18 protein-coding genes are annotated in these 21,010 nt (G+C 43.4%); 5 read left to right on the forward strand and 13 right to left on the reverse strand.

From position 1 onward, the window contains the following. The first annotated feature begins 57 nt into the window (after positions 1 to 57). Positions 58 to 2,415: an ATP-binding protein gene (locus WKK05_RS31535; RefSeq protein ID WP_341526937.1), complete on the forward strand. Its 2,358-nt coding sequence runs from the start codon at positions 58 to 60 to the stop codon at positions 2,413 to 2,415. A 259-nt stretch (positions 2,416 to 2,674) separates the two neighbouring features. Here WKK05_RS31535 and leuS read toward each other — a convergent pair whose 3' ends face one another. Beyond that, positions 2,675 to 5,293 (reverse strand): leucine--tRNA ligase, encoded by a 2,619-nt coding sequence (leuS, locus tag WKK05_RS31540; RefSeq protein ID WP_341531239.1) that lies wholly within the window; start codon positions 5,291 to 5,293, stop codon positions 2,675 to 2,677. An 84-nt stretch (positions 5,294 to 5,377) separates the two neighbouring features. Between leuS and WKK05_RS31545 the strand changes: the two genes are divergently transcribed. Then, positions 5,378 to 5,833 carry a gamma-glutamylcyclotransferase gene (locus WKK05_RS31545; RefSeq protein ID WP_341526938.1) on the forward strand — a complete coding sequence of 152 codons (456 nt, stop codon included), beginning with the start codon at positions 5,378 to 5,380 and terminating at the stop codon, positions 5,831 to 5,833. 19 nt (positions 5,834 to 5,852) lie between these two features. On the opposite strand, the gene WKK05_RS31550 is transcribed toward WKK05_RS31545, so the two are convergent. From WKK05_RS31550 to WKK05_RS31560, 3 genes are all read right to left on the reverse strand, one after another. Continuing rightward, entirely contained in the window at positions 5,853 to 6,470 is a 618-nt protein-coding gene (locus tag WKK05_RS31550; RefSeq protein WP_341526939.1) for a zf-HC2 domain-containing protein, read from the reverse strand. Positions 6,471 to 6,627: 157 nt separating this feature from the next. Beyond that, the gene (locus WKK05_RS31555; RefSeq protein ID WP_341526940.1) at positions 6,628 to 7,284 is read right to left on the reverse strand and encodes a sigma-70 family RNA polymerase sigma factor; all 657 of its coding nucleotides are present in this window, start codon (positions 7,282 to 7,284) and stop codon (positions 6,628 to 6,630) included. A gap of 430 nt (positions 7,285 to 7,714) precedes the next feature. Continuing rightward, positions 7,715 to 7,867: a hypothetical protein gene (locus WKK05_RS31560; RefSeq protein ID WP_341526941.1), complete on the reverse strand. Its 153-nt coding sequence runs from the start codon at positions 7,865 to 7,867 to the stop codon at positions 7,715 to 7,717. A 267-nt stretch (positions 7,868 to 8,134) separates the two neighbouring features. Between WKK05_RS31560 and WKK05_RS31565 the strand changes: the two genes are divergently transcribed. Continuing rightward, positions 8,135 to 8,962 carry a L,D-transpeptidase gene (locus WKK05_RS31565; RefSeq protein WP_341526942.1) on the forward strand — a complete coding sequence of 276 codons (828 nt, stop codon included), beginning with the start codon at positions 8,135 to 8,137 and terminating at the stop codon, positions 8,960 to 8,962. 256 nt (positions 8,963 to 9,218) lie between these two features. On the opposite strand, the gene WKK05_RS31570 is transcribed toward WKK05_RS31565, so the two are convergent. The 9 genes from WKK05_RS31570 to WKK05_RS31610 form a co-directional block, all read right to left on the reverse strand. Continuing rightward, positions 9,219 to 9,764: a late competence development ComFB family protein gene (locus WKK05_RS31570; protein ID WP_341526943.1), complete on the reverse strand. Its 546-nt coding sequence runs from the start codon at positions 9,762 to 9,764 to the stop codon at positions 9,219 to 9,221. Between the two features lie 122 nt (positions 9,765 to 9,886). Then, positions 9,887 to 10,822 (reverse strand): M23 family metallopeptidase, encoded by a 936-nt coding sequence (locus tag WKK05_RS31575; RefSeq protein ID WP_341526944.1) that lies wholly within the window; start codon positions 10,820 to 10,822, stop codon positions 9,887 to 9,889. Between the two features lie 124 nt (positions 10,823 to 10,946). Then, positions 10,947 to 12,041 carry an AEC family transporter gene (locus WKK05_RS31580; RefSeq protein WP_341526945.1) on the reverse strand — a complete coding sequence of 365 codons (1,095 nt, stop codon included), beginning with the start codon at positions 12,039 to 12,041 and terminating at the stop codon, positions 10,947 to 10,949. A gap of 228 nt (positions 12,042 to 12,269) precedes the next feature. Further along, on the reverse strand, positions 12,270 to 12,983 hold the full coding sequence (locus WKK05_RS31585; RefSeq protein WP_341526946.1) for a DevA family ABC transporter ATP-binding protein: 714 nt from the start codon (positions 12,981 to 12,983) through the stop codon (positions 12,270 to 12,272). A gap of 43 nt (positions 12,984 to 13,026) precedes the next feature. Beyond that, the gene (devC, locus tag WKK05_RS31590; RefSeq protein ID WP_341531240.1) at positions 13,027 to 14,199 is read right to left on the reverse strand and encodes an ABC transporter permease DevC; all 1,173 of its coding nucleotides are present in this window, start codon (positions 14,197 to 14,199) and stop codon (positions 13,027 to 13,029) included. 140 nt (positions 14,200 to 14,339) lie between these two features. Then, on the reverse strand, positions 14,340 to 15,533 hold the full coding sequence (locus WKK05_RS31595; protein ID WP_341531241.1) for an ABC exporter membrane fusion protein: 1,194 nt from the start codon (positions 15,531 to 15,533) through the stop codon (positions 14,340 to 14,342). 608 nt (positions 15,534 to 16,141) lie between these two features. Further along, positions 16,142 to 16,846, reverse strand: coding sequence for a DevA family ABC transporter ATP-binding protein (locus WKK05_RS31600; RefSeq protein ID WP_341526947.1), 705 nt, complete (start codon positions 16,844 to 16,846; stop codon positions 16,142 to 16,144). A 36-nt stretch (positions 16,847 to 16,882) separates the two neighbouring features. Further along, complete coding sequence (gene devC, locus WKK05_RS31605) at positions 16,883 to 18,058, reverse strand: ABC transporter permease DevC (RefSeq protein WP_341531242.1); 1,176 nt, start codon at positions 18,056 to 18,058, stop codon at positions 16,883 to 16,885. 170 nt (positions 18,059 to 18,228) lie between these two features. After that, positions 18,229 to 19,536 (reverse strand): efflux RND transporter periplasmic adaptor subunit, encoded by a 1,308-nt coding sequence (locus WKK05_RS31610; RefSeq protein ID WP_341526948.1) that lies wholly within the window; start codon positions 19,534 to 19,536, stop codon positions 18,229 to 18,231. An 86-nt stretch (positions 19,537 to 19,622) separates the two neighbouring features. On the opposite strand from WKK05_RS31610, the gene WKK05_RS31615 reads away from it, so the two are divergent. Beyond that, positions 19,623 to 19,790, forward strand: coding sequence for a hypothetical protein (locus WKK05_RS31615; protein ID WP_341526949.1), 168 nt, complete (start codon positions 19,623 to 19,625; stop codon positions 19,788 to 19,790). Beyond that, complete coding sequence (locus tag WKK05_RS31620) at positions 19,778 to 20,395, forward strand: TetR/AcrR family transcriptional regulator (protein WP_341526950.1); 618 nt, start codon at positions 19,778 to 19,780, stop codon at positions 20,393 to 20,395. The genes WKK05_RS31615 and WKK05_RS31620 overlap by 13 nt, the downstream gene beginning before the upstream one ends. Positions 20,396 to 21,010: the final 615 nt, after the last annotated feature.

Here is a 21,010-nt window from a genome sequence, read left to right on the forward strand (position 1 = left end):
AATTCCATCAACTCTTTGTTTTTATCCGAATCATTAATTTATATTTAAGAGGTTTTTGTGCTGGCTACAGACTCTCATCAAACCCCAAAACTCCCGAAGCAATTAATTTGGGCAGTGTGGCTAATTTGTGTGCTGCCATTTACATTGAATTTGTTGGGAGTAAATTTTGGTTCAGCACAAGTACCCCTAAATTTAGAGGGAGTCTCTGGCAAAGCCAATGAAGTTACAGAAGTGATTTACCACACTTTGGCAGGCAGTTTTATCCACACAATTCTAGAGTGGAGTGCCTTCTGTGCAGCCATCTTCACGGTCATTCTGGCTTTTGCTCACTTCAGTATTAAGTACGATGTCACCACGCCAATTATTGGAGTCACTCTGTTGTGTGCAGGATTAATGGATGCGTTCCACACCTTAGCTGCTGACCGTTTAATTGAAGTCGTCGCTGATAACCGCAACCTCGTCCCCTTTACCTGGGCGCTTTGCCGACTCTGCAATGTTTTGCTAACCATAATTGGTGTCAGCATTTTTCTGGCAGGTAAATCTAAGCAGTGGCGAGGTAATCTCGGTTTTGTAATTTTAGTAAGCTTAGGCTTTGGGTTGCTCTGTTACAGCATAATTCATGCTTGTGCTAGCAATCAAGTCCTACCACAAACCATTTTTCCCAAGTCATTCGTCACCCGACCTTGGGATATATTTCCTTTGATTCTTTTTCTTCTGGCTGGCATCCTGATTTACCCACGCTTCTACCGTAAGTATCCTAGTCTATTCTCTCACGGATTGATTATCAGTAGCATTCCCAATGCCGCCACCCAAATTCATATGGCTTTTGGCTCAACGGCTCTGTTCGATAATCACTTCAACATTGCTCATTTCTTAAAGATTATTGCTTACCTAGTGCCGCTTGCTGGACTAATCCTGGACTACATCCACACTCATCGTCAACAGGAACAAACCAATAAAAATTTCCTCAAGGAAATTAGAGAACGCCAACAGACAGAAGCTAAGCTCCAAAAGTTTACCCAACGGGAAGACTTGCTCAGAAGCCGTCTATCAAGCCAAATCGGTAACTCTCTTGAACTGAGTATAATTCTCAAAACCGCAGTCTGCGAAATTCGTGACCTGTTGCAAATTGATTATTGTAGTTTCTGTTGGTATAATCCCGATGCCACACCTCCTAGCTGGGAAACAGTGTGTGAAGCCAAAAATCCTCAGTCGCCTCATTTTCTGAGTATGTATTCTATTGAAGATGTGGAGCCTTTAGTAGAAAAGTTACTGAGTCAGAAAATTTTGCAAGTTGATGAAGTTAAGACTCTTAATGAACCTGCGTTGCGAGAGTTCTTACTCTTCAAGGGATTTACTTGTGTATTGGCACAAAAGCTTTGCACTCCCTCTAATACTATTGGTGTACTCCTGTGTGGTCGTAGTACTAGCTTGCTTCCTTGGCAGCAGGAGGAAGTAGAATTACTCAAAGAAGTCAGAGAGCAGCTAGTGATTGCCCTCAACCAAGCACAACTTTATACCGAAGCTTGTAGCAATGCTCAACGTACTCAACAAGCACTATTAGAACTACAAAAAACCCAATCCCAACTCATTCAAACGGAAAAAATGTCAGCGTTGGGCAACCTTGTTGCTGGAGTCGCCCACGAAATCAACAATCCTGTAGGCTTTATTGCGGGGAATCTCATCCACATCTCTGAATATATGCAAGACCTGCTCAATCATTTAAAACTCTATCAGCAACACTATCCTGATTCTGTGCCAGCAATTTGCCATGATGCCAAAGAGATTGATCTAGAGTTCCTACTGGAAGACTTACCACGAATGATTAGCTCCATGCAACTGGGGTGCGATCGCATCAGTAACATCAGCACTTCTCTGCGAACTTTCTCACGTTCAGACAATTCACAAAAAGTACCGTTCAACGTTCACTCTGGTATCGATAGCACTCTGCTAATTCTCAAATATCGTCTCAAATCCAACGAAAACCGTCCTGCTATTCAAGTAATCAAAGAGTATGGAGACTTACCAAATGTAGAGTGTTTCCCTGGACAGCTTAACCAAGTATTTATGAATATCCTTGCCAATGCCATTGACGCTTTCGAGGAAACTAACTTGAAATGCTCCTTTAAAGATATTCAGAAAAATCCTAACCAGATTATCATTCGCACCGAGATGTTAGCTGACCACAGCCATGTTGCTATCCGTATCCAAGATAATGGTTGTGGAATCTCAAAGGAAATCCAGCAAAAAATATTTGATCATCTGTTTACCACCAAGGGGGTAGACAAAGGCACAGGTCTAGGTTTGTCTATTGCTAGTCAAATTGTCGAGGAAAAACATGGAGGTCGCTTACAGTGCATTTCCAATTTTGGCAAGGGAACAGAGTTTATCATTGAGATTCCACTTCAAGCGTAAGATGGATGCAAAGGGAAGACACGGTGATACGAATTTGAAAAAAGAATATGACAAATAGACCATCTGTAGAGACGCGATGAATCGCGTCTTCATCCAAAAATGTGTTGCAATCATTAATTGAATTGGTATGAAGACAGGGCTGCCAGAGTTTTCTGTACACGCTTCTGCCGTTTCTGACGATAGCTTGTCTCCGATACGCTATGTCTAGCTTAGACAACGCCAAAAATTAAATTGTCCCCGTGTCCGCTACCCTTTGCTCTTAAACGACTACAAAATTCACCAACTTTCCAGGCACTACAATTACCTTTTTAATTTCTTTATCCTCAAGGTAACGCTGGGCAACTTCTGATTCACGGGCGTATTTCTCCAACGCTGCTTTATCTGCTTGCGCCGGCACTTGAAGCGCACCGCGAGTTTTGCCGTTAATTTGAATCACCAAAGTGATTTCATCAGCTACCAAAGCAGCCGAGTCAAAAGACGGCCAAGTCTGAGTGTGAACTGACTCGCTGTTACCCAATAACTGCCATAATTCCTCAGCAATGTGAGGTGCTAATGGCGCTAACAACACGACCAAAGTCTGAATACCTTCTGCATAAATTGGTGAATTTTTGCTCTCGGCATCAGTCAGGGCATTACTCAACTTCATCAATTCTGAAACAGCTGTGTTGAATTGGTACTCGTCCTCAAAATCTTCTGTCACCGCTTTAATAGCAGTGTGAATTGCCCGCCGCAATTCTTTTTCCGGTTTAGTTAAATCAGCTGGGGCTTTCTTGCGGGATACCCCAGCAGCAACATAATCTGTCACCAAACGCCAAACCCGATTTAAAAAGCGGAATTGTCCTTCTACATCAGCTTCATCCCATTCCAGGTCTTTTTCTGGCGGCGCTTTGAACAAGATGAACATCCGGGCTGTGTCTACACCGTATTTAGCAATTACGTCTTCTGGTGCTACACCATTGCCTTTTGACTTAGACATAGTGGCGTAAAGACGTTGCAGTGGCTCACCTGTTTGAGGGTCACGAGGATCAATTGAATTTACAAGATTAGAGGGAATCCATTTATCCTTACCACCTTTGTTCGGATTCAGGTAAGTTAACCCCTGTACCATACCTTGAGTTAACAGGCGTTGGAACGGTTCATCAAAGTTCAGCAAGCCTCTGTCTCGCAGTACCTTAGTAAAAAACCGCGAATACAACAAATGCAAAATCGCGTGTTCAATTCCACCCACGTACTGATCAACTGGCATCCAGTCGTCGGTTGTAGTAGAATCAAAAACCTGCTGCTCGTTCTTAGCGTCAGGAAACCGCAAGAAATACCACGAGGAATCAATAAAGGTATCCATCGTGTCGGTTTCTCGCTTCGCTGGAGTACCACAAGTTGGACAAGGAACATTCATCCAACTTGACAACTGAGTCAAAGGTGAACCACCACGTCCAGTAAATTCCACCTCTTCCGGCAACTGTACTGGTAAATCTTTGTCAGGAACTGGCACTATTCCACAGTTAGGACAATGAATTACAGGTATCGGTGCGCCCCAGTATCGCTGCCGCGAAATCAACCAATCTCGCAAGCGATATTGCACCCGCACTTTACCAAAACCTTGTTTTTCGGCGTATTCAGTAATCGCTTGTTTAGCATCTGTAGAAGTCATACCAGTAAAAAGCCCAGAATTAATTAAAATTCCTGGTTCGGTGTATGCTTCGTTATATTCAATCTGGACAAGTTGTGTAATTTCATCTGTGTCTGATGTTGGCGTTAAGTCAAAACCTGCAACATCATCTGGAGCAGCAATCACAAAATCAATCGGTAAATCATAAGTTTGAGCAAACTTAAAATCCCGCACATCATGCGCTGGTACACCCATCACTGCCCCAGTACCATACTCATACAGTACATAGTCAGCAATCCAGATCGGAACCTCTTCCTCAGTAAATGGGTTAACTACCTTGCCACCAGTAGGGATACCCCGCTTAGGTTTGTCTTCTGCGGTACGTTCCAATTCACTTTGATTGGAAACCTCTTTAATAAATGCCTCTACCGCGGCTTGTTGTTCCTTTGTAGTAACCCGCTTTGTTAAGGGATGTTCTGGTGCTAATACGACGTAGCTAACACCATAAACTGTGTCTGGGCGGGTGGTATAAACACCAATTTTTTCATCCGACCCAATGATCGGAAATTCCAAATACGCGCCCGTCGATTTGCCAATCCAATTTGCTTGCATCAACTTGACGCGTTCTGGCCAACCTGTCAACTTATCCAGATCATTAAGCAATTCTTCGGCGTAGTCGGTAATCTTTAAAAACCACTGCCGCAATAATTTGCGCTCAACTATTGCCCCGCTGCGCCAAGAACGTCCTTCATTATCAACTTGCTCGTTAGCTAGTACAGTTTGGTCAATGGGATCCCAGTTTACCGCTGCTTCTTTTTGGTAAGCTAACCCCGCTTGCAAAAACTGCAAGAAAATCCACTGCGTCCACTTGTAATAATCTGGTGAACAAGTGGCAACTTCGCTATCCCAGTCGATAGACAAACCGAGACGTTGCAGTTGCTGCCGCATCTGGGCAATATTTTGATAAGTCCACTTTGCTGGTGGGACGCCACGGTCAATAGCAGCATTTTCTGCTGGTAAGCCAAAGGCATCCCAACCCATTGGGTGTAGTACCCGATACCCTTGCATTCGCTTGAGGCGGGCAATCACGTCGGTTATCGTATAATTACGGACGTGACCCATGTGCAGGCTGCCCGATGGATAAGGAAACATGGATAGAGCGTAGAATTTTGGCTTATTGCTAGCTGTAGATGTCTTGTCTAAGCCACTTTCTATCCATGTTTTTTGCCATTTTTCCTCAATTGCTGCTGGGTTATATCGGGAATCCACCAAAAATTCTCCTACTGGTCTGTAATCTTATCTGCCTCCATATTGTAGATGCTAGGCAAACAAATCAGATGGTTAAAATAAGCGATGGCTGAATCAAAAATAAAATTTTCTGAAGGAGTGCGAGTTTTTGTCTACGGCACTCTTAAACCAGGTGAGGCTAATTATAAAAGATATTGTGCTGACAAGATAGTAGATGTTAAAAGAGCTTTTGCAGCAGGTAAACTGTTTGGTTTGCCGATGGGCTACCCAGCAATGACGCTAGGGGATGCCCAAGTTCACGGCTATTTACTCTCTTTCACCAACCCAGAAATTTTAAATGAGCTAGATGCGTTGGAAGATTACCAGCCTACTAGAGCAATTTCAGAAAATCTGTACCATCGGCAAATTATCGAAATTTACGATTCACAGGGGCTATCTCTGGGTTGGGCTTGGGTTTATTTAATGACATCAGAGCGAGTTTACCAATTAAAGGGTGTACTCCAACTTGATGGTTGGTGGAGTGGCTGCGGTTTAACGCCAAAGTTCAGTTATGAACTATGAATAAACTGTCAACTTTGAATTAATTAATCTCCTGTTTGGCGTCGTGCTGTGGTGGCTGTATGTGATTGAATGGATTTTCAGGAGGTGCTACAGCTGCTTTAGGAATTTCGATAACTGGGTTATTTAAACCCACCATCAGCGGAGACGCTGGGGCGATATAGGCTGAGTTCGTTTGTGTTGATTGTATTTGTGGCTTTTGTGCTAGTTGCGGCACTCTTGATTGTCCATCTGGGAGCAAGCCAGACACTGCGCCGATAACACAAGCAGCAATAGACGCGCCTCCAACCATCCACCCTAACCGGGAACGGCGGCGTAACCGGACGAATACTTGCTGGGCTGTTACTTCTGGCGGCTGTTGGGGTGTTGGCACTGGGAGAGTCCGCAGTCCTTTCCGTAGCTTTAATAGTCTGGCATACAAGCATTGAACTGAGGCATCTTTTGCTAGCCATTCTTCTACTTGCCTGCGTTCGGCGGCTGTAACCTCACCATCGAGGTATGCACTTAGTAACTCGAAGCGATCGCGCTTCACCATATCCATAAAACCCGTTGATTCATTGGTATGCTTAGCCATTCCATCTGACAAATTGCTAGGAAGTTGCGAGGATGAAAGGTCATAAAACTGAGAATCAGTAGTCATTTTAACACTATTACTAATTCATACACGGGTTAAGGGAGCGGACAATTCGGATAAATTCCTGATTTTTCCTACTGTTACCAGAAGCAATCTGCTTTTTCCTCACAATTCTTAATCAATGCTTAAATTCTGCTAATAGGCGAAGGAAAGATCCTGTAAATTAGGTATCTAGATAATTTTGCAACTGAGCTTGCAATCTGGATCTCGCTCTGGCTATTCTCGACTTCACAGTTCCTAAAGAAACTCCAGTGATTTCGGCAATTTCTTCATATGCCATCCCTTCGATTTCTCTGAGGACAATAGTAGTGCGAAACACCTCTGGTAAATCCGCGATCGCTTCTCGCAATTGCTCGTAAAATTCTCTAGTTGTAAGTTCTTCCTCTGGCCCTGGGGTATCTCCAGCAATTTCCCAATCCATTTCACCGTCGTCTACAGAGCGGGGGGCATCTAGCGATAAAGGACTGACAACTCGCTTGCGTTTCCGCAACTCGTCGTAAAACAAGTTAGTCGCAATGCGGCTTAACCAGCCCCGGAATTTAGCTGGCTCTTGTAATCGGTTGATATTCCGATAAACTCGAATCCAAACTTCTTGAGCCAAATCAGCTCTGTCAGCCCAATCTGGAGCCAAGTGGTATAAGACTCTATCGACTTGAGACTGATAGCGGTGTAACAGTTCGGCAAACGCAGCACGATCTGGACGCAGCCCTGCTTGACAGCGCAAAATTAAATCGTGATTTGAGAGTTTGTCAACTGGCATTGATGCTTCTGGACACCTTGCATCAACCGTTGACCAGGATACAGTAATCGACTGACTCATAGATCGTACTGGCTGTAAATTATCCCTTTCTATTAGACCCGTTAATGAGCCGGAAGTTCCTTGCTAAGGTGACGGATTTATGACTGGAACACTTAAGTATATAAGTTTTGCTACATTCCTAGTAATCAGGAGAGTGATTGTCTCCTTCTACTGCTTGCATAGTCGCACTTTTAACCCTGTGTTAACAGTTGGCTGATATCCAGCAATGTTACTTACAATTCTCCCACTTGTGATGACTGACTATATACGCTTGACACAACTAAGTAAATATGATTTTAAGAATGAGAGAAGAAAATTTTGTACTTTGGAGTACGGGAAGCATCTACGCACTTGATCCTGGAGCTAATGTGTAACGGTTTGATATCCTAATAAGCCAAGAGAGAATTGGTATAAATATTAAATTAATAAGTTCCTGTAGTTAGTATGACTGTTATTTATTCGGTTTTCTCACTAGAATGGTTGCTGTTTTTTCTGGATTCTGTTGGTAACTAGTATCAGAATTAGTGCGATCGGGTAAGCGAACTTGTAAAAAAAAATTGAGGGAAAATGTAATTGTGGCTGCTAACAATAGTTTTTCAAACATGGTTTTTCTCCCATCCACACCATTAATGATTAATTACTACATTTCGATAGTTACAGAGAGAAGCCTGAGCAGAGGCTGCCAACTTTCAAAACTTGGGAAAGTTCCGATTTATCAACTAGAATTTTTTTACTGGAACAATCTGCATAGCCTTAGTTTGCCCAGAAGTATTGTCAAATTTATAAGGGAAATAATAAGTATTTATAAATTTTTGATAATTAGTTGATGAGTGGTTCCAAATTAATCGGCTGAATATTTCAGGGATAAACAATGGCAATGGGAAAAAATGAATCTGTAGGTCGTATGGTAATGTTGCTCTGTTTTGGCACAGCAATTTTATCTTTGGCTGTGCATTGGCGCATTACCGTAGCACAAGGTTATGTAGAGGAGCCTGCATCTGCTTCGTTGCCGCAAAACTTAACTAAACCTAACTCTCAGCAAAGCCGCCTAGACGGCAGCTACAGAAAACTTTCAGAAGCTGGTTTAGGAGAAATTGCACTGGGTGCTGGTATACCTACTCGCTCACCAAAATCCTCTGCCATTAAACCTCATACTAAGTCGGAAACAATTAGCAAAAATGTAGCTAGTGTAACTGACCAACCAAGCAAGAGGCTGCTGGTAGCACCAGGACAAAAAGACAATTCAACTGTGGACAAATGGCCAAAGTTTTTATTTGCCCAAGCTTCATCCCCACAAACATCATCTAATGTTAAGACACAAGTGGTTGTTGATTTAAGCGATCGCCGTGCTTATGTCTACGCTAAAGATGAGGTGATAGCCAGCTATCCACTGGCTATAGGTAAGAAAGGTTGGGAAACGCCTACAGGTAACTTCCAGGTGAGGCGGATGCAACATCATCCTATTTGGCGTCACCCAATTACTGGCAAAATATTCGATGCAGGTACTGATAGCCCTTTAGGAGATAGATGGATTGGCTTTTGGACAGATGGACGCAATGAAATTGGCTTTCACGGCACACCAGATACTGAGTTGATCGGAACGGCTGTGTCACACGGCTGTCTGAGAATGCGTAATCCTGATGTTCGCTTGTTGTACGAGCAGGTAAGTTTAGGGACACCAGTCGTAGTGCGTAATTAATTTAAGAGTCTAGAGTCCAGAGTCCAAAGTTCAGAGTCTAAAGTTCAGAGTCCAAGTATTGATTTTGATCCTCGAACGCCACTTGACGCCAGTCCGCTCAAGTCGGGAGACTCGGCTTAGCTGCGCTATCGCCTTTGGCGTCTCACCTTCTCCCTTTGGGAGAGGCTAACGCCTGCCTTCTTGATGCCCGAACGCGAGTGCGTCTCTTTTAGGAGAAGGGCTGTAGGGAAAAGACCGCAGTGGCTCCCCTTGACTGTTAAGGTTGTGATTTTTGCTCAAAGTTAGGTGCGTATGCTCTGAGTAAAGCACTAACTTGGCTAACAACTTCATTTCCACTGCTTTTGCCCAAGGCCTGCCGTTCTGGGAAGAAATTGGGTCGATCTAAGTAACGGCTGATCGCCTCACCTAATTGTTGAGAAATTAATTCTTGGAGTTCTGCCTTAGCACGTTGGCGCTGGTAGTTAGCGCCTTCTTCTGTGGTAGCGTACAAGGGTGGCAGACGGTTGAGGGCGTAGGCAGCAATATCGCCAACGTCTAAGGAGCTTTCGCTGGTAGCTTCAATTTCTGCTACTCGTGCGATCGCTTCTGTCAGTACCAGCTCTTCCATAACATTAATGAATTGTTTGCGTGGTACCGCCACTACCTCACCAGTCAACAATGCGCCCATCAGCCGATCCAGTGCCATGTACTCTTCGATTGAGAGTTCTGAAGCATTATCACAGATTCGCCCGACTTCTGCTTCCATTGCTGGTGTCAGATAACCATCCTCGAGAGCTTGGTCTACAATTTTTTCGATACTCATAACGCTCATTATCTTTACGCTAACCAAGTAAGGTAGGGACGGTATCAATCTAGTTTATTTTGCCTAATTCTTGGCAAAAAACATACAAAATTGTTTGACAGAATTGATCAACTACGTCTCTACTAATTTACGACCTTAGTTCGCCAAGGTGTTGGATCAACAGATTGTCCGTTGACATATAGACCCCAGTGTAAATGCGGCCCTGTAGAAGCACCTGTTGAACCTACTGCACCAATGAGTTGACCAGGTTTCACCAAATCACCTTCTGTAACATTAATCCGACTTAGGTGCATGAAAATACTGGTTACCCCTTGACCGTGGTCAATGCCAACTACATTACCATGAACCCGAAACCCTTGGGATACCTTACCTACCAAAGCGACTCGTCCAGCGGCTGGGGCAGTTACGGGTGAACCGGCAGCACCAGCGTAGTCTACGCCACGATGATAGTAGTCTGTTGCAAATTTACCATTATAGTAGCGACGTACACCATAGATTGTACTCACTCGTCCAGCATTTGGCTTGATGAATAAACCATTCCAATACTTTTGTGGTGTTTGTAGTGCTTTCAAAGCTGCTACGCGCTTAAGTTCATATTCTGTAGCCTGCACCCCAGCTTTTCCTGGTGGTAAATTAATACGTTGTACAGGAAATTTGCGATCGCCTACTTTTACGGCTAAGTTTTGTACTTGGCCATTCCCCGAAATCCTAAATTTTCTAGTTCCCGCTTTTTCCAGTGGAGTTGTAGGCACAAAAGCCCGGTACTTATTGGGTGCAATTGCAAATGTTGGGTATGTTTTCTGACCACTCGCCACTGTGGGATTGCGACTATTCGCCGGATTATCTAAATTAATTTCTACCGACAGAGTATCCCCTAATTTAGGGTTAGTCGGAGTTACCTGTACTTGCAAAGCGTCTACAGGTAAGGCTAAGGCGACAGGGAAAGCAACAAACATTCCTATTAAACAATTTATTGTGCGGCGATCGGCTGTGGAATGTTTGACACTAGAACCGAGCAACTTATTGTTGCAATTACTAGCGTAATCCTCGGTAATCATAGAGCTACAAAAAATCTCTTGCTTTTGTTGAAACATAGACTAGCTTATTACCGCTAGTGTTTCCTATCCACAAGAGATGTTAACGAAATCTTAAATGGGGAATTAGAAATTGAAATTAGGTAGGTTATCCAAACCAGGCAAGCCAGAGGGGGAGTGTCAGAAACAACCCCACAAAAGTCAAAGCGATACTGCTAGCCAATAAGTTGCGATCCAGGTCATATACTTCTGCCAAAATTAGTACCGAAAGCCCTGTGGGTGTTCCAGACATCAGCACAAGTACTAGACGCTGTTCACCAGTTACGCCTAAATAGGTAGCACCTAATCCCACCAATCCAGGCACAATAAAAACTTTTAACAGGCTAGCTATTGAGGCAATTTCTAGATTTTTCCATCCTTTGAGGGTTCCTAGTCGCAAACCTACCAGCAGCAAGGCAAAGGCAATGACAACCCAAACTGCTTGTTCTAATCCTGACTCGACGACTGCTGGTAATTCTACAAATTGGGTATTCAAGCCAAAGAAAAATGCCCACAAGCTGGGGACAGTTACTAAATCCCGCAACTGCATCCACCAGTGGTTCTGAGTTTGACTTCTGCCAAAATAGCTCGCGATTAAGACAGCAATACCGTATGTACCAACAACATTGTTGGTAACGGTGAATAATACTGCCCAGTTAGTATTTTCGGAGCTGGTCAGCACTTGTGTGAGTGTCAATCCGACAAAGCCTGTATTGCCTAAAATTGTAGCCAGAATAAAGCTGCCTAAGCTTGCCCGCAGCAGAGAGTTATAGTCCTTTTCATTGGAGTCCAACACATCAGGTGTAGGTAAATGTGTGATTCCATCTACAGTGGTGGAAGCTGATTTGGATAAATCCCTATCAGGGATTGAAATAAAACTGGAAAATGAGCCATTGACTGGCAAATCTAGGTTCTGTTGTTCTGGCTGTACTTTTAGACTTATTAACCATTGCCATCCCCACCAGATTAACAGGGCTAAAACTAGACTCAGCACTAAGATTCCTATTACTACCCCAGGTATTAGTCCACCAGTAGACAAGTCAGTCTGACGCCCCAGTACCAAAAGTTGCAGTGGAACTCCAACCCAGTAAAGCGCTTGACCTAGTAGCTTCAGAAAATTATCTGGAACCAGCCGAGATATAAGAAGTCCTAAGCCTATCCAGATTAACAGAGGGGTGTAGGCATGGAATAGGGTTTCAATCATGGTGAAGTGACACATTTATTGAGGTGTCAGATAGATTGCTTTTTTAAGCCTTTACCATTGTGAAACCTGTTGAGCCTAACCGAACGTAAAAGTGTTGAGTTAGGAGTACAGACGCGATTATTCTCTTACGAGAAGCCGCACTCCCTGCGTCTACGCGTTTGTACAGGAGTTAAAAGTGATTGGTCTGTATTTATTTCCTTTGTTTCCCTTGTATTTCCCTGCCCCCAATCACCAGTCCCCAGACCCCAGTTGTCTGCTGCCTTCTTGCACTAGCTTGCCATCTTCCATGTGAACAATGCGATCGCCAATGTCTAAAATGCGGTTATCATGGGTAACCATCAAGATGGTACAACCTTGTTCTTTAGCAAGTTTTTGGATAAGATTGACCACATCTCGACCCGATTGACTATCAAGGGCGGCAGTGGGTTCGTCTGCTAAGATAATCTGAGGATAACTGACCAAGGCGCGGGCGATCGCTACTCGTTGTTTTTGCCCCCCGGACAGTTGATCAGGGTAGTAGTAAAGATGTTTTCCTAATCCTACCTGCTCTAGCATTTGGGCTGAACGGATTTGCATTTGATCTAACCCAATGTGCTGATGCAACTCTAAGCTCATTTTGACGTTTTGGACTGCCGTCAAACTACAATGCAAATTGTGTGCCTGAAAAATATAACCGTTATAGCGCCGTGCCTGCACTAATTGTTCTGCACTAGCACCACAAAGTTCTCGCTCCAAGACCCGCAAACTGCCAAACTGGGCAGAACGCAAGCCACCCACTAAGGTGAGAAGTGTAGTTTTACCAGAACCAGAAGGCCCTGTCATCAGAATAATTTCACCAGCATTAATCTCTAAGTTGATATCAAAGAGAACTTGTTTGCGAAGTTGACCGTGACCGAAGTAGTGGTCAAGATTTTTAATAGAGATAACGGGTTCGCTAGTCATGTACAGTAACCAATGACAACTGACAAATGACAAATGACTAGCTTTAAAACATATCTGCGGGGTCAGCAGCTTGGAGTTTGCGGGTAGCGATCGCCCCAGAAACTGTACACATGATAATAGTCAGCACTAATACTTGCAGCCCGCGAGTTGCTGTCATATACATCGGCAAATTTGTAGCGCAGCGAGTTAGCTGATAAAGCCATAAAGAGACTGCCACTCCCGGCATGAAGCCTAGCACTGCTAAAATTACTGCCTCTTCAAATACCACACCTAGTAGATAGTAATTGCGATATCCCATTGCTTTGAATGTGGCATATTCTTTAACATGGGCATTGACATCAGTGGAGAGGACTTGATAAACGATAATCACCCCCACCACAAATCCCATTGATACACCTAGGCTAAAAATAAATCCGATTGGGGAATTTGTTCTCCAGAAGTTGTTCTCAAATTCGATAAATTCTGCGTGGGTTAGTACTCTGACGTCATTTCTTAGGTAAGCTTTCAATTCTGCTGCTACTTTTTTTGGGTCATAGCCTGGTTTTAGCTGAATCAACCCTAGACTAATACTGCCTGATGGTCGCCTAGGAAATAGCCGTAAAAAGTTTTGATCACTAGTGATTAGGCTACCATCAGCGCCAAAGGAAGCCCCAACTTTAAATAAACCACTAATGTTAATGGTGCGCCCTTCTATTTCCGTTGTCAGAATTTTACCTTGATCAATTTGGGCGATCGCTTTTTGATAATCTCCTCTAGCACTACGGTCGAACAGGACTGTATCCGGCAGCTTGATTGCCTGCAATTGCTGGTTAACATCGGGTAAATCAAAGGCTGGTTTATCTGGATTAAAGCCGATAACTAAAACCCCTGTCTCGCGTCGGGTTTGAGGATTTTTCCATGTGATGTAGTTAAAATACATCGCTTCTGCCGACTTCACCCCTGGTATATCCATTGCTTGGTAGAGTCGTCGGCGAGAAAACGTAGACATACCTTGCAGATTACGAGCTTGAGGACTCATTAAAACTACATCTGCTTGCAAACTGCGATGTAGTCTTGTGTTACTGTCATACAGCGCCATCTGAAAGCCAAGCTGCATAAACATGAGAATGTCAGCAAAGGCAATACCTGACAATGCTACCAACAGCCGACTTTTTTCATGACTCAGTTGCAGCCATCCTAGAGGTGTTCGCCGTCGTAGTTGATGGAGTAATTGCATCATAGTGGGGTCTAGGGACTGGTGATTTAGGGCTGGGGACTGGGGGACTGAGGAGCATGGGAAGCAGGGGGAGAAATAACTTACTCTTGACTCTTAACTCAGCACTTTTAACTCAGCACTCCTAATGCCCCATGCCCCATTCAAAGTTCAATTACTGCTCTAACTTGCATATTGGTAAAGTTGGCAGCTTTGTGGCTGGAGGCATTATCTAGTTGGATATAGACTTCTACTACTCTGTTGTCAATATTGCTAATAGGATCAGTGTTGATTAAATTCTGCCGTCGCACTTGTAAACCTATGCGATCCACTTTTCCCTGCAATTCAATAGATAAGAAATCACCAACTATTCGGACTTGCTGTCCTGGTTGTACTTTGCGGATATCGCTTTCATAGACTTCGGCTATGACATACATCTGGCTGGTTTGTCCGATATCAGCGATGCCATCATTTGATACCAATTCCCCAGGACGGGTGTGAATCTCGAATATCCGCCCATCTTGGGGCGATCGCACATAAGCTTGTTTTAAATTTGCTTTGGCCAGATTCATTGCTGCTAAGGCACGATTGACTTCTGCTTGGGTAGCTTTCACATCCACTCCTCGCACCTCAGCAATCCGATCTAGTGTTGCTGTGGCTTCTTTAATTTGTTGCTGGCTGGTTGATTGAGTACGATTTAACTGTGCTTGTGCCTCTTGCAGACTTTTTTGGGCTGTTTCTAGGTTTAACCGTTTGCTATCCCGTTGGGAAGCGGAAATTGCTCCTTGTTGATAAAGTGCCTGATAGCGTTGGTCTTCTGCTTCGGCATTACGTACAGTAGCTTGCAATCGGGCAATTGTCGCTACTTGGGTATTAATATCACCTTGGCGTTCAGCTTCTAAGCGGGCAATTTCTGCTTGTTGTGCGGCAATTTCACCGCGTTTAGCACCTGCTTGTGTGCGGTTTAGGTTTGCCTGCGCGACTTTGACTTCTTCTTGGGTCTCTTTTAATGCTGCTTGCAAGCGATCGCGATTGTCCAAAATGGCAATCACTTGTCCTGCCTTGACTGTATCCCCCTCTCTCACCAGCAACTGTTCTACCCGACTTCCTTCTGTAGATGCGGTAGCAGAGAGTTTAATTACTGTTCCCTGTGGTTCGATCCGTCCTAGAGCTGTTACAGTTTTTATCTCTGGCAATTTTGTCGGTGCTTGTACTTCTTGATTCGCAGAAGTTCGCCAACGTTTTACTGTATAAAAAACTATTCCGCTTACGAATAAAAATGCGATTATACCTAGAAAAATAGATGGACGCAGAATAGACTTAGGGGACAATTTGTACCCTAGCTTTGAGTTTCGCACCATAGATTACCTCATAACTAGTGGCGCAAGTTTTAGTAGTAATTAATTTGTCTAAATGCTCAAAAATGATTAAGGTTGCAATCTCCTAGAATCTACTTTTTGTTTTTAATTGTCTATTGATTTCCGTCATTCTGTACTAGGTTATAATTGTCATTCACTATCGAATTCTCACTTCATAGTCCATGAAAAAATTGAAATTCTTGTTATTGTATTTAGCTAAAGTAATTTAGCTCGATACAATAACAAAAAATTTCCTTGATCAATAAGAGAATTATATTTTGAACGAACTACTTTTATTTTGCGAAAGTATCCCGTTATAGTAAACGCTTTTAATTTAATAGGCTGTAACAGCGCCAACAATCAGAGATAAATTAAGTGAGTATGCAAAAATATTTAGTCTCACTAGCAGTAAAGTAACACGTGATTTTGGCGATCGCTATCCTATATAGCTGCCCCAAATCATACAGCCGATACGGATGCTTTAAATTGAAACTCATAGCAGTTGAAGAAGTACTTGTGATAAATACATAGCTAGGGGCGTACAGTTGTACACCTTTACAAGCTATTCATGAGTACTATTGATAAAATCAAATTCAGAAATCATTCGCCTAAACTGCTGAGACAACAGCATCATTATTCACTAGCTTGCCATCTTCCATGTGGACAATGCGATCGGCAATATCTAGAATCCGGTTATCATGAGTAACTAGAAGAATTGTACAACCTTGTTCTTTAGCCAATTTTTGCATGAGGTTAACTACATCCCGGCCAGATTTACTATCAAGGGCAGCAGTTGGTTCATCCGCTAAAACAATTTTAGGATGACTGACTAACGCACGAGCGATCGCTACCCGTTGTTTTTGTCCCCCAGATAAATCATCCGGATAGTAATTGAGGCGATTCTCTAACCCTACTTCCCCTAACATTTGAGCTGAACGAGTTTTCATTTCTGAAGGCGAAATATTTTTATGTAGTTCCAAACCCATTCTGACGTTTTGAAGCGCTGTCAGACTACCGTGCAGGTTATGCGCTTGGAAAATATAACCGTTACTGCGTCGCGCGTGGGTGAGTTGTCTTGCACTAGCGCCACAAAGTTCTTGTCCTAATATCTGCAAACTGCCAGATTGAGCTGAACGCAAGCCGCCTACTAAGGTGAGAAGCGTAGTTTTACCAGAACCAGAAGGCCCAGTCATAATAATAATTTCACCAGCATTAATCTCTAAGTTGATATCAAAGAGAACTTGTTTGCGAAGTTGACCATGACCAAAGTAGTGGTCAAGATTTTTAATACAGATAACAGGTTCGCTAGTCATGTATAGTAACCAATGGCAAATGACAAGTGACTAGTTTTAAAACATATCTGCGGGGTCAGCAGATTGAAGTTTGCGGGTAGCGATCGCTCCTGAAATCATACACATAATCATAGTTAGTATCAGTACTGTTATGGCTCGCGCTACAGTCATATATACTGGCAAATTGGTGGCATTACGAGTCAAATGGTAGAGTCCCAAGGGTACAATCGCTCCTGGAATAAAGCCCAGCACTGCCAGAATTACCGCTTCTTCAAAGACTACACCTAATAAGTAAAAATTGTTATACCCCATAGCTTTGAAGGTGGCGTATTCTTTCATGTGAGCATTCACATCTGTAGAAAGAACTTGATAAACGATAATCACCCCTACCAGAAATCCCATCGTTACACCCAAGCTGAAAATAAATCCGATCGCAGTGTTTTTCTGCCAATAATCTTTTTCAAAGGCGATAAATTCTTCGTGGGTGAGAACTCTGACATCATTACCTAAGTAGGATTTTAAGGTTTTTGCTACTTGCTGTGGGTCAGAACCTGGTTGTAACTGAATCAAACCCAAACTCACACTGCTTGCTTGTTGTCTGGGAAATAGCCGCAAAAAGTTCTGGTCGCTGGTAATAAGGCTACCATCAGCGATAAAAGAAGCCCCAACTTTAAATAAACCACTAATGGTAATTGTGCGCCGTTCTATTTCGGTTGTAACGGGTTTACCCTTTTCGATTTGGGCGATCGCTTCTGTATAATCTCCTCTAGAAGCACTATCGAACAAGACGGTATCTGGTAGCTTAATAACGTCCAAGTTGCGGTTTACCTCTGGTAAGTCAAAGAGTTGCTTATCAGGATCAAACCCCATAACTAGTACTGCTGTATCCTTGCGTGTTTGGGGATTCTTCCAATCGATAAAGTTGAGATACATTGGCTCTGCTGTCTTTACCCCTGGTATATCCATTGCCTGGTAAAGTCGCCGCCGAGGAAAAGTAGACATATTTGCTAAGTTACGCGCCTGGGGGCTAAGTAACATGATGTCTCCCTGCATACTGCCATGTAGCCTAGTGTTGCTGTCAAACAGGGCATTTTGGAACCCTAACTGCATAAACATCAGAACATCGGCAAAGGCAATACCTGACAATGCTACCAAAAGACGCCCTGTCTCATGGCTCAGTTGCAGCCATCCTAGAGGTGTTCGTCGCCGCAGTTCCTGGAGTAATCGCATAATACTGGGGTGTGGGAGGATGAGGGAGCAGGAGGCAGCACTTCTCTACGAGAGGCTGCGCCCTAAGCGCAGCTATGCCGCAGGCTTTACGGCTATGCTCAGTGACCGAGGGGCAGGGGAGAAAGGAATAATAACTACTGATAAATGACAAATGACCAATGCCCAATGACCATTCAAAGTTCAATCACCGCCTTGACTTGCAGATTAGTGAATCTAGCAGCTTTTAGGCTAGATAGATGATTCATTTGCACATGGACTTCCACTACTCTGGCATCAATGTTGCTAGAGGGGTCGGCGTTGATGATATTTTGCCGTTTTACTTGCATACCAATCCAATCAACCCTTCCTACTAATTCATTGGGTAGGGAGTTGCTACTTATCCGCACTCGTTGCCCTGGACGCACTTTCTTGATATCACTCTGGTAGACCTCAGCCACTGTATACATTTGGTCAGTTTGACCTAAATCCACAATTCCTTGGTCACCAACTGTTTCCCCAGATCGCGTATTAATTTCTAAAATTTGACCAGCTCTCGGAGCGCGGATATATGCCTGGGCCAGTTCGGCTTTAATTTTTTCGACGGTGGCTTGAGCGCTGTCTACTTCTGCTTGTGCGTTTGCTACGTCGGTTGGACGCACTTCAGCAGTTTGGGTCAGGGTGGCTTTTGCTTCGTTAATTTGTTGTTGCAGGGTAGCTATGGTTTTGTCCCGGTTGGCTTTTGCCTCACTAATTTGCTGTTCTAGGGTAGCGATAGTTGTTCTCTGGGTCGCTTGGCTTTCGATTAACTGCTGAGTGGTAGTTTCTGCACTCAAGCGTCTTCTATCAACTTCCTGGTTAGAAATTGCTCCTTGTTGGTATAAAGTCTCATAGCGTTGGGCGTCAGCTTGGGCATTGCTTCTCTCTGCTGCTAGGCGAGCCACTGTTGCTTGTAAGCTTTGTTTTTGCCCTTCTAGTTCTGCTTCTAGGCGATTAATTGTGGCTTGCTGAGTTCTGATATTTCCTTCTAGTTCCGCTTGCAGACGGCTCACAGTAGCCTGCCGCGCCTGTATTTCTCCCTGTTTTGCTCCTGCTTTTATCTGAGCAAGACGGGATTTAGCTACTAGAACTTGTTTTTGTGCTTCATTCAAACTTCCTTGTAGACGAGCGCGACTGTCCATAATCGCAATGACCTGCCCAAGCTTTACCTTATCGCCCTCATTTATCAACAGTTGTTCAACACGATTCCCTTCATTTGTGGTAGGTGCAGAAAGTTTTATGACTTCTCCCTTTGGTTCCAGCCGTCCCAAAGCTGTTACTGTTTTTACCACTGGCTCAGTTGATGCTGATGCTTCTTGCTGCTTTTTAGCTGCACTCTGAGACCTCTGCACCATGTAAAAACTGATTCCAGCTATAGCCAAAGCTGCAATTATCGCTAACAAAATAGGCGATCGCAAAATATTCCGGGAAGACCGCGATTCATCTAACCTAAAGTTTCGCTCCATAGCATCCCCCTGTTACCAGCGGTCAATATAAACTAAACCGTCTAGTTTTAGAATGCTAAACTAAACCGAGTAGTTTAGTCAATATTATGAGTAAAAGAGACTGGGGGCTAGAAATTGGGAATTGGGGATTAGGAAGAGAGGAAGATGAATATGATGAATATGTGGATTTATACCCCAACCAAATCTTAAAAGAATTTCTTCCCCAGCCCCCAGTCCCCAGTTCACACAGGACAATTAAAAAATGGCCGAGATAAAAATTAATGAAGTTGATCGGGAGAGTTCAAGCGATAAAGTTGAAAAAATTTTGCAAGGGGCGATGCAAGAGTTTTTGGCACATGGCTACGCTGGCACAAGCATGGATAGGGTAGCGGTTGCAGCAGGTGTTTCTAAAGCGACAGTTTACAGCCACTTTCAAGATAAAGAAGGACTTTTTAAAGTCCTCATAGAGCAACTGGCACGAAAGCGATTTGAGATAGTTTTTGGCACACAACCCCTGGAGGGAGAACCCCATATTGTACTGCGGGAGTTGTTAGCAAAAGCATTGGCACAAATGCTCAATGACAAAGAATTTCAAGCATTTCAGCGAGTATTGATTGGGGAATCTGCTCGTTTTCCTGAATTATCTCAACTTTTCCTGAGCTACCTCGCTAAACCAGGGAGAGACATTATTAGTCAATATTTGGCTTCTCACCCTGAACTGAATATTCCTGACCCAGAGGCAATAGTATGGATTTTGATGGGGTCAATAGTGCATTTAGTGATTGCTCAAGAAATTATGCATGGTAAAGATATTATGCCAATGGAAAGCGATCGCGTAATTGATGCTCTAACACATCTGATAGTGAATTGTGCCAAGTGAAAGTCTTTTAGCAGTCCTAATTTCAGCCAAGCCAAAAGCCCGGTCATTATGACCGGGCTTTTGGCTTGGGGTAGATAGTTCCCCAGGTTAGTTATAGAAGTTTAGTTATAAATCGCTGCTCTGATATAGGGATACCACACCTGTTTTACCAGTTCCGGAAAAAAATAAAATTTTTTTCAAGTTTGGCGTCATCGTCACAATAAATTCTCAGATACCCAGAGAAACAAGGCGACCTCACAAAAATTCTTCTGCTACTCTTCTACCCCTGATGTTTAGCAGTTCCTATGCTAACAACCTTTTTACGTCAAGTCATATTGACATATCGTAATAATGTTGTTATATTTACTTACATAAGTTAACAACAAATAAAAATAAATTACCCAAGCTATCTATCCAGAATGCTGCCTAGGTGCAACTTTTGCAGAGTGAGGTTAACACAAACGCTAAATAAAACTTTTTGAATTGAGTATTAATATCTTCTAAATCGTCATTCGGACTTCTCTCCCACCTCGGTTTGTTTCGCCGAGGTTTTTTATTGCTGAAGAAAGGGAAGAGGGGCAGGGAGCAGGGAGCAGGGAGCAAGGGAGTAGAGGAGCAGGGGAGAATAATTCTTGT

Source organism: Nostoc sp. UHCC 0302 (genome assembly GCF_038096175.1).
Taxonomy (GTDB): Bacteria; Cyanobacteriota; Cyanobacteriia; order Cyanobacteriales; family Nostocaceae; genus UHCC-0302.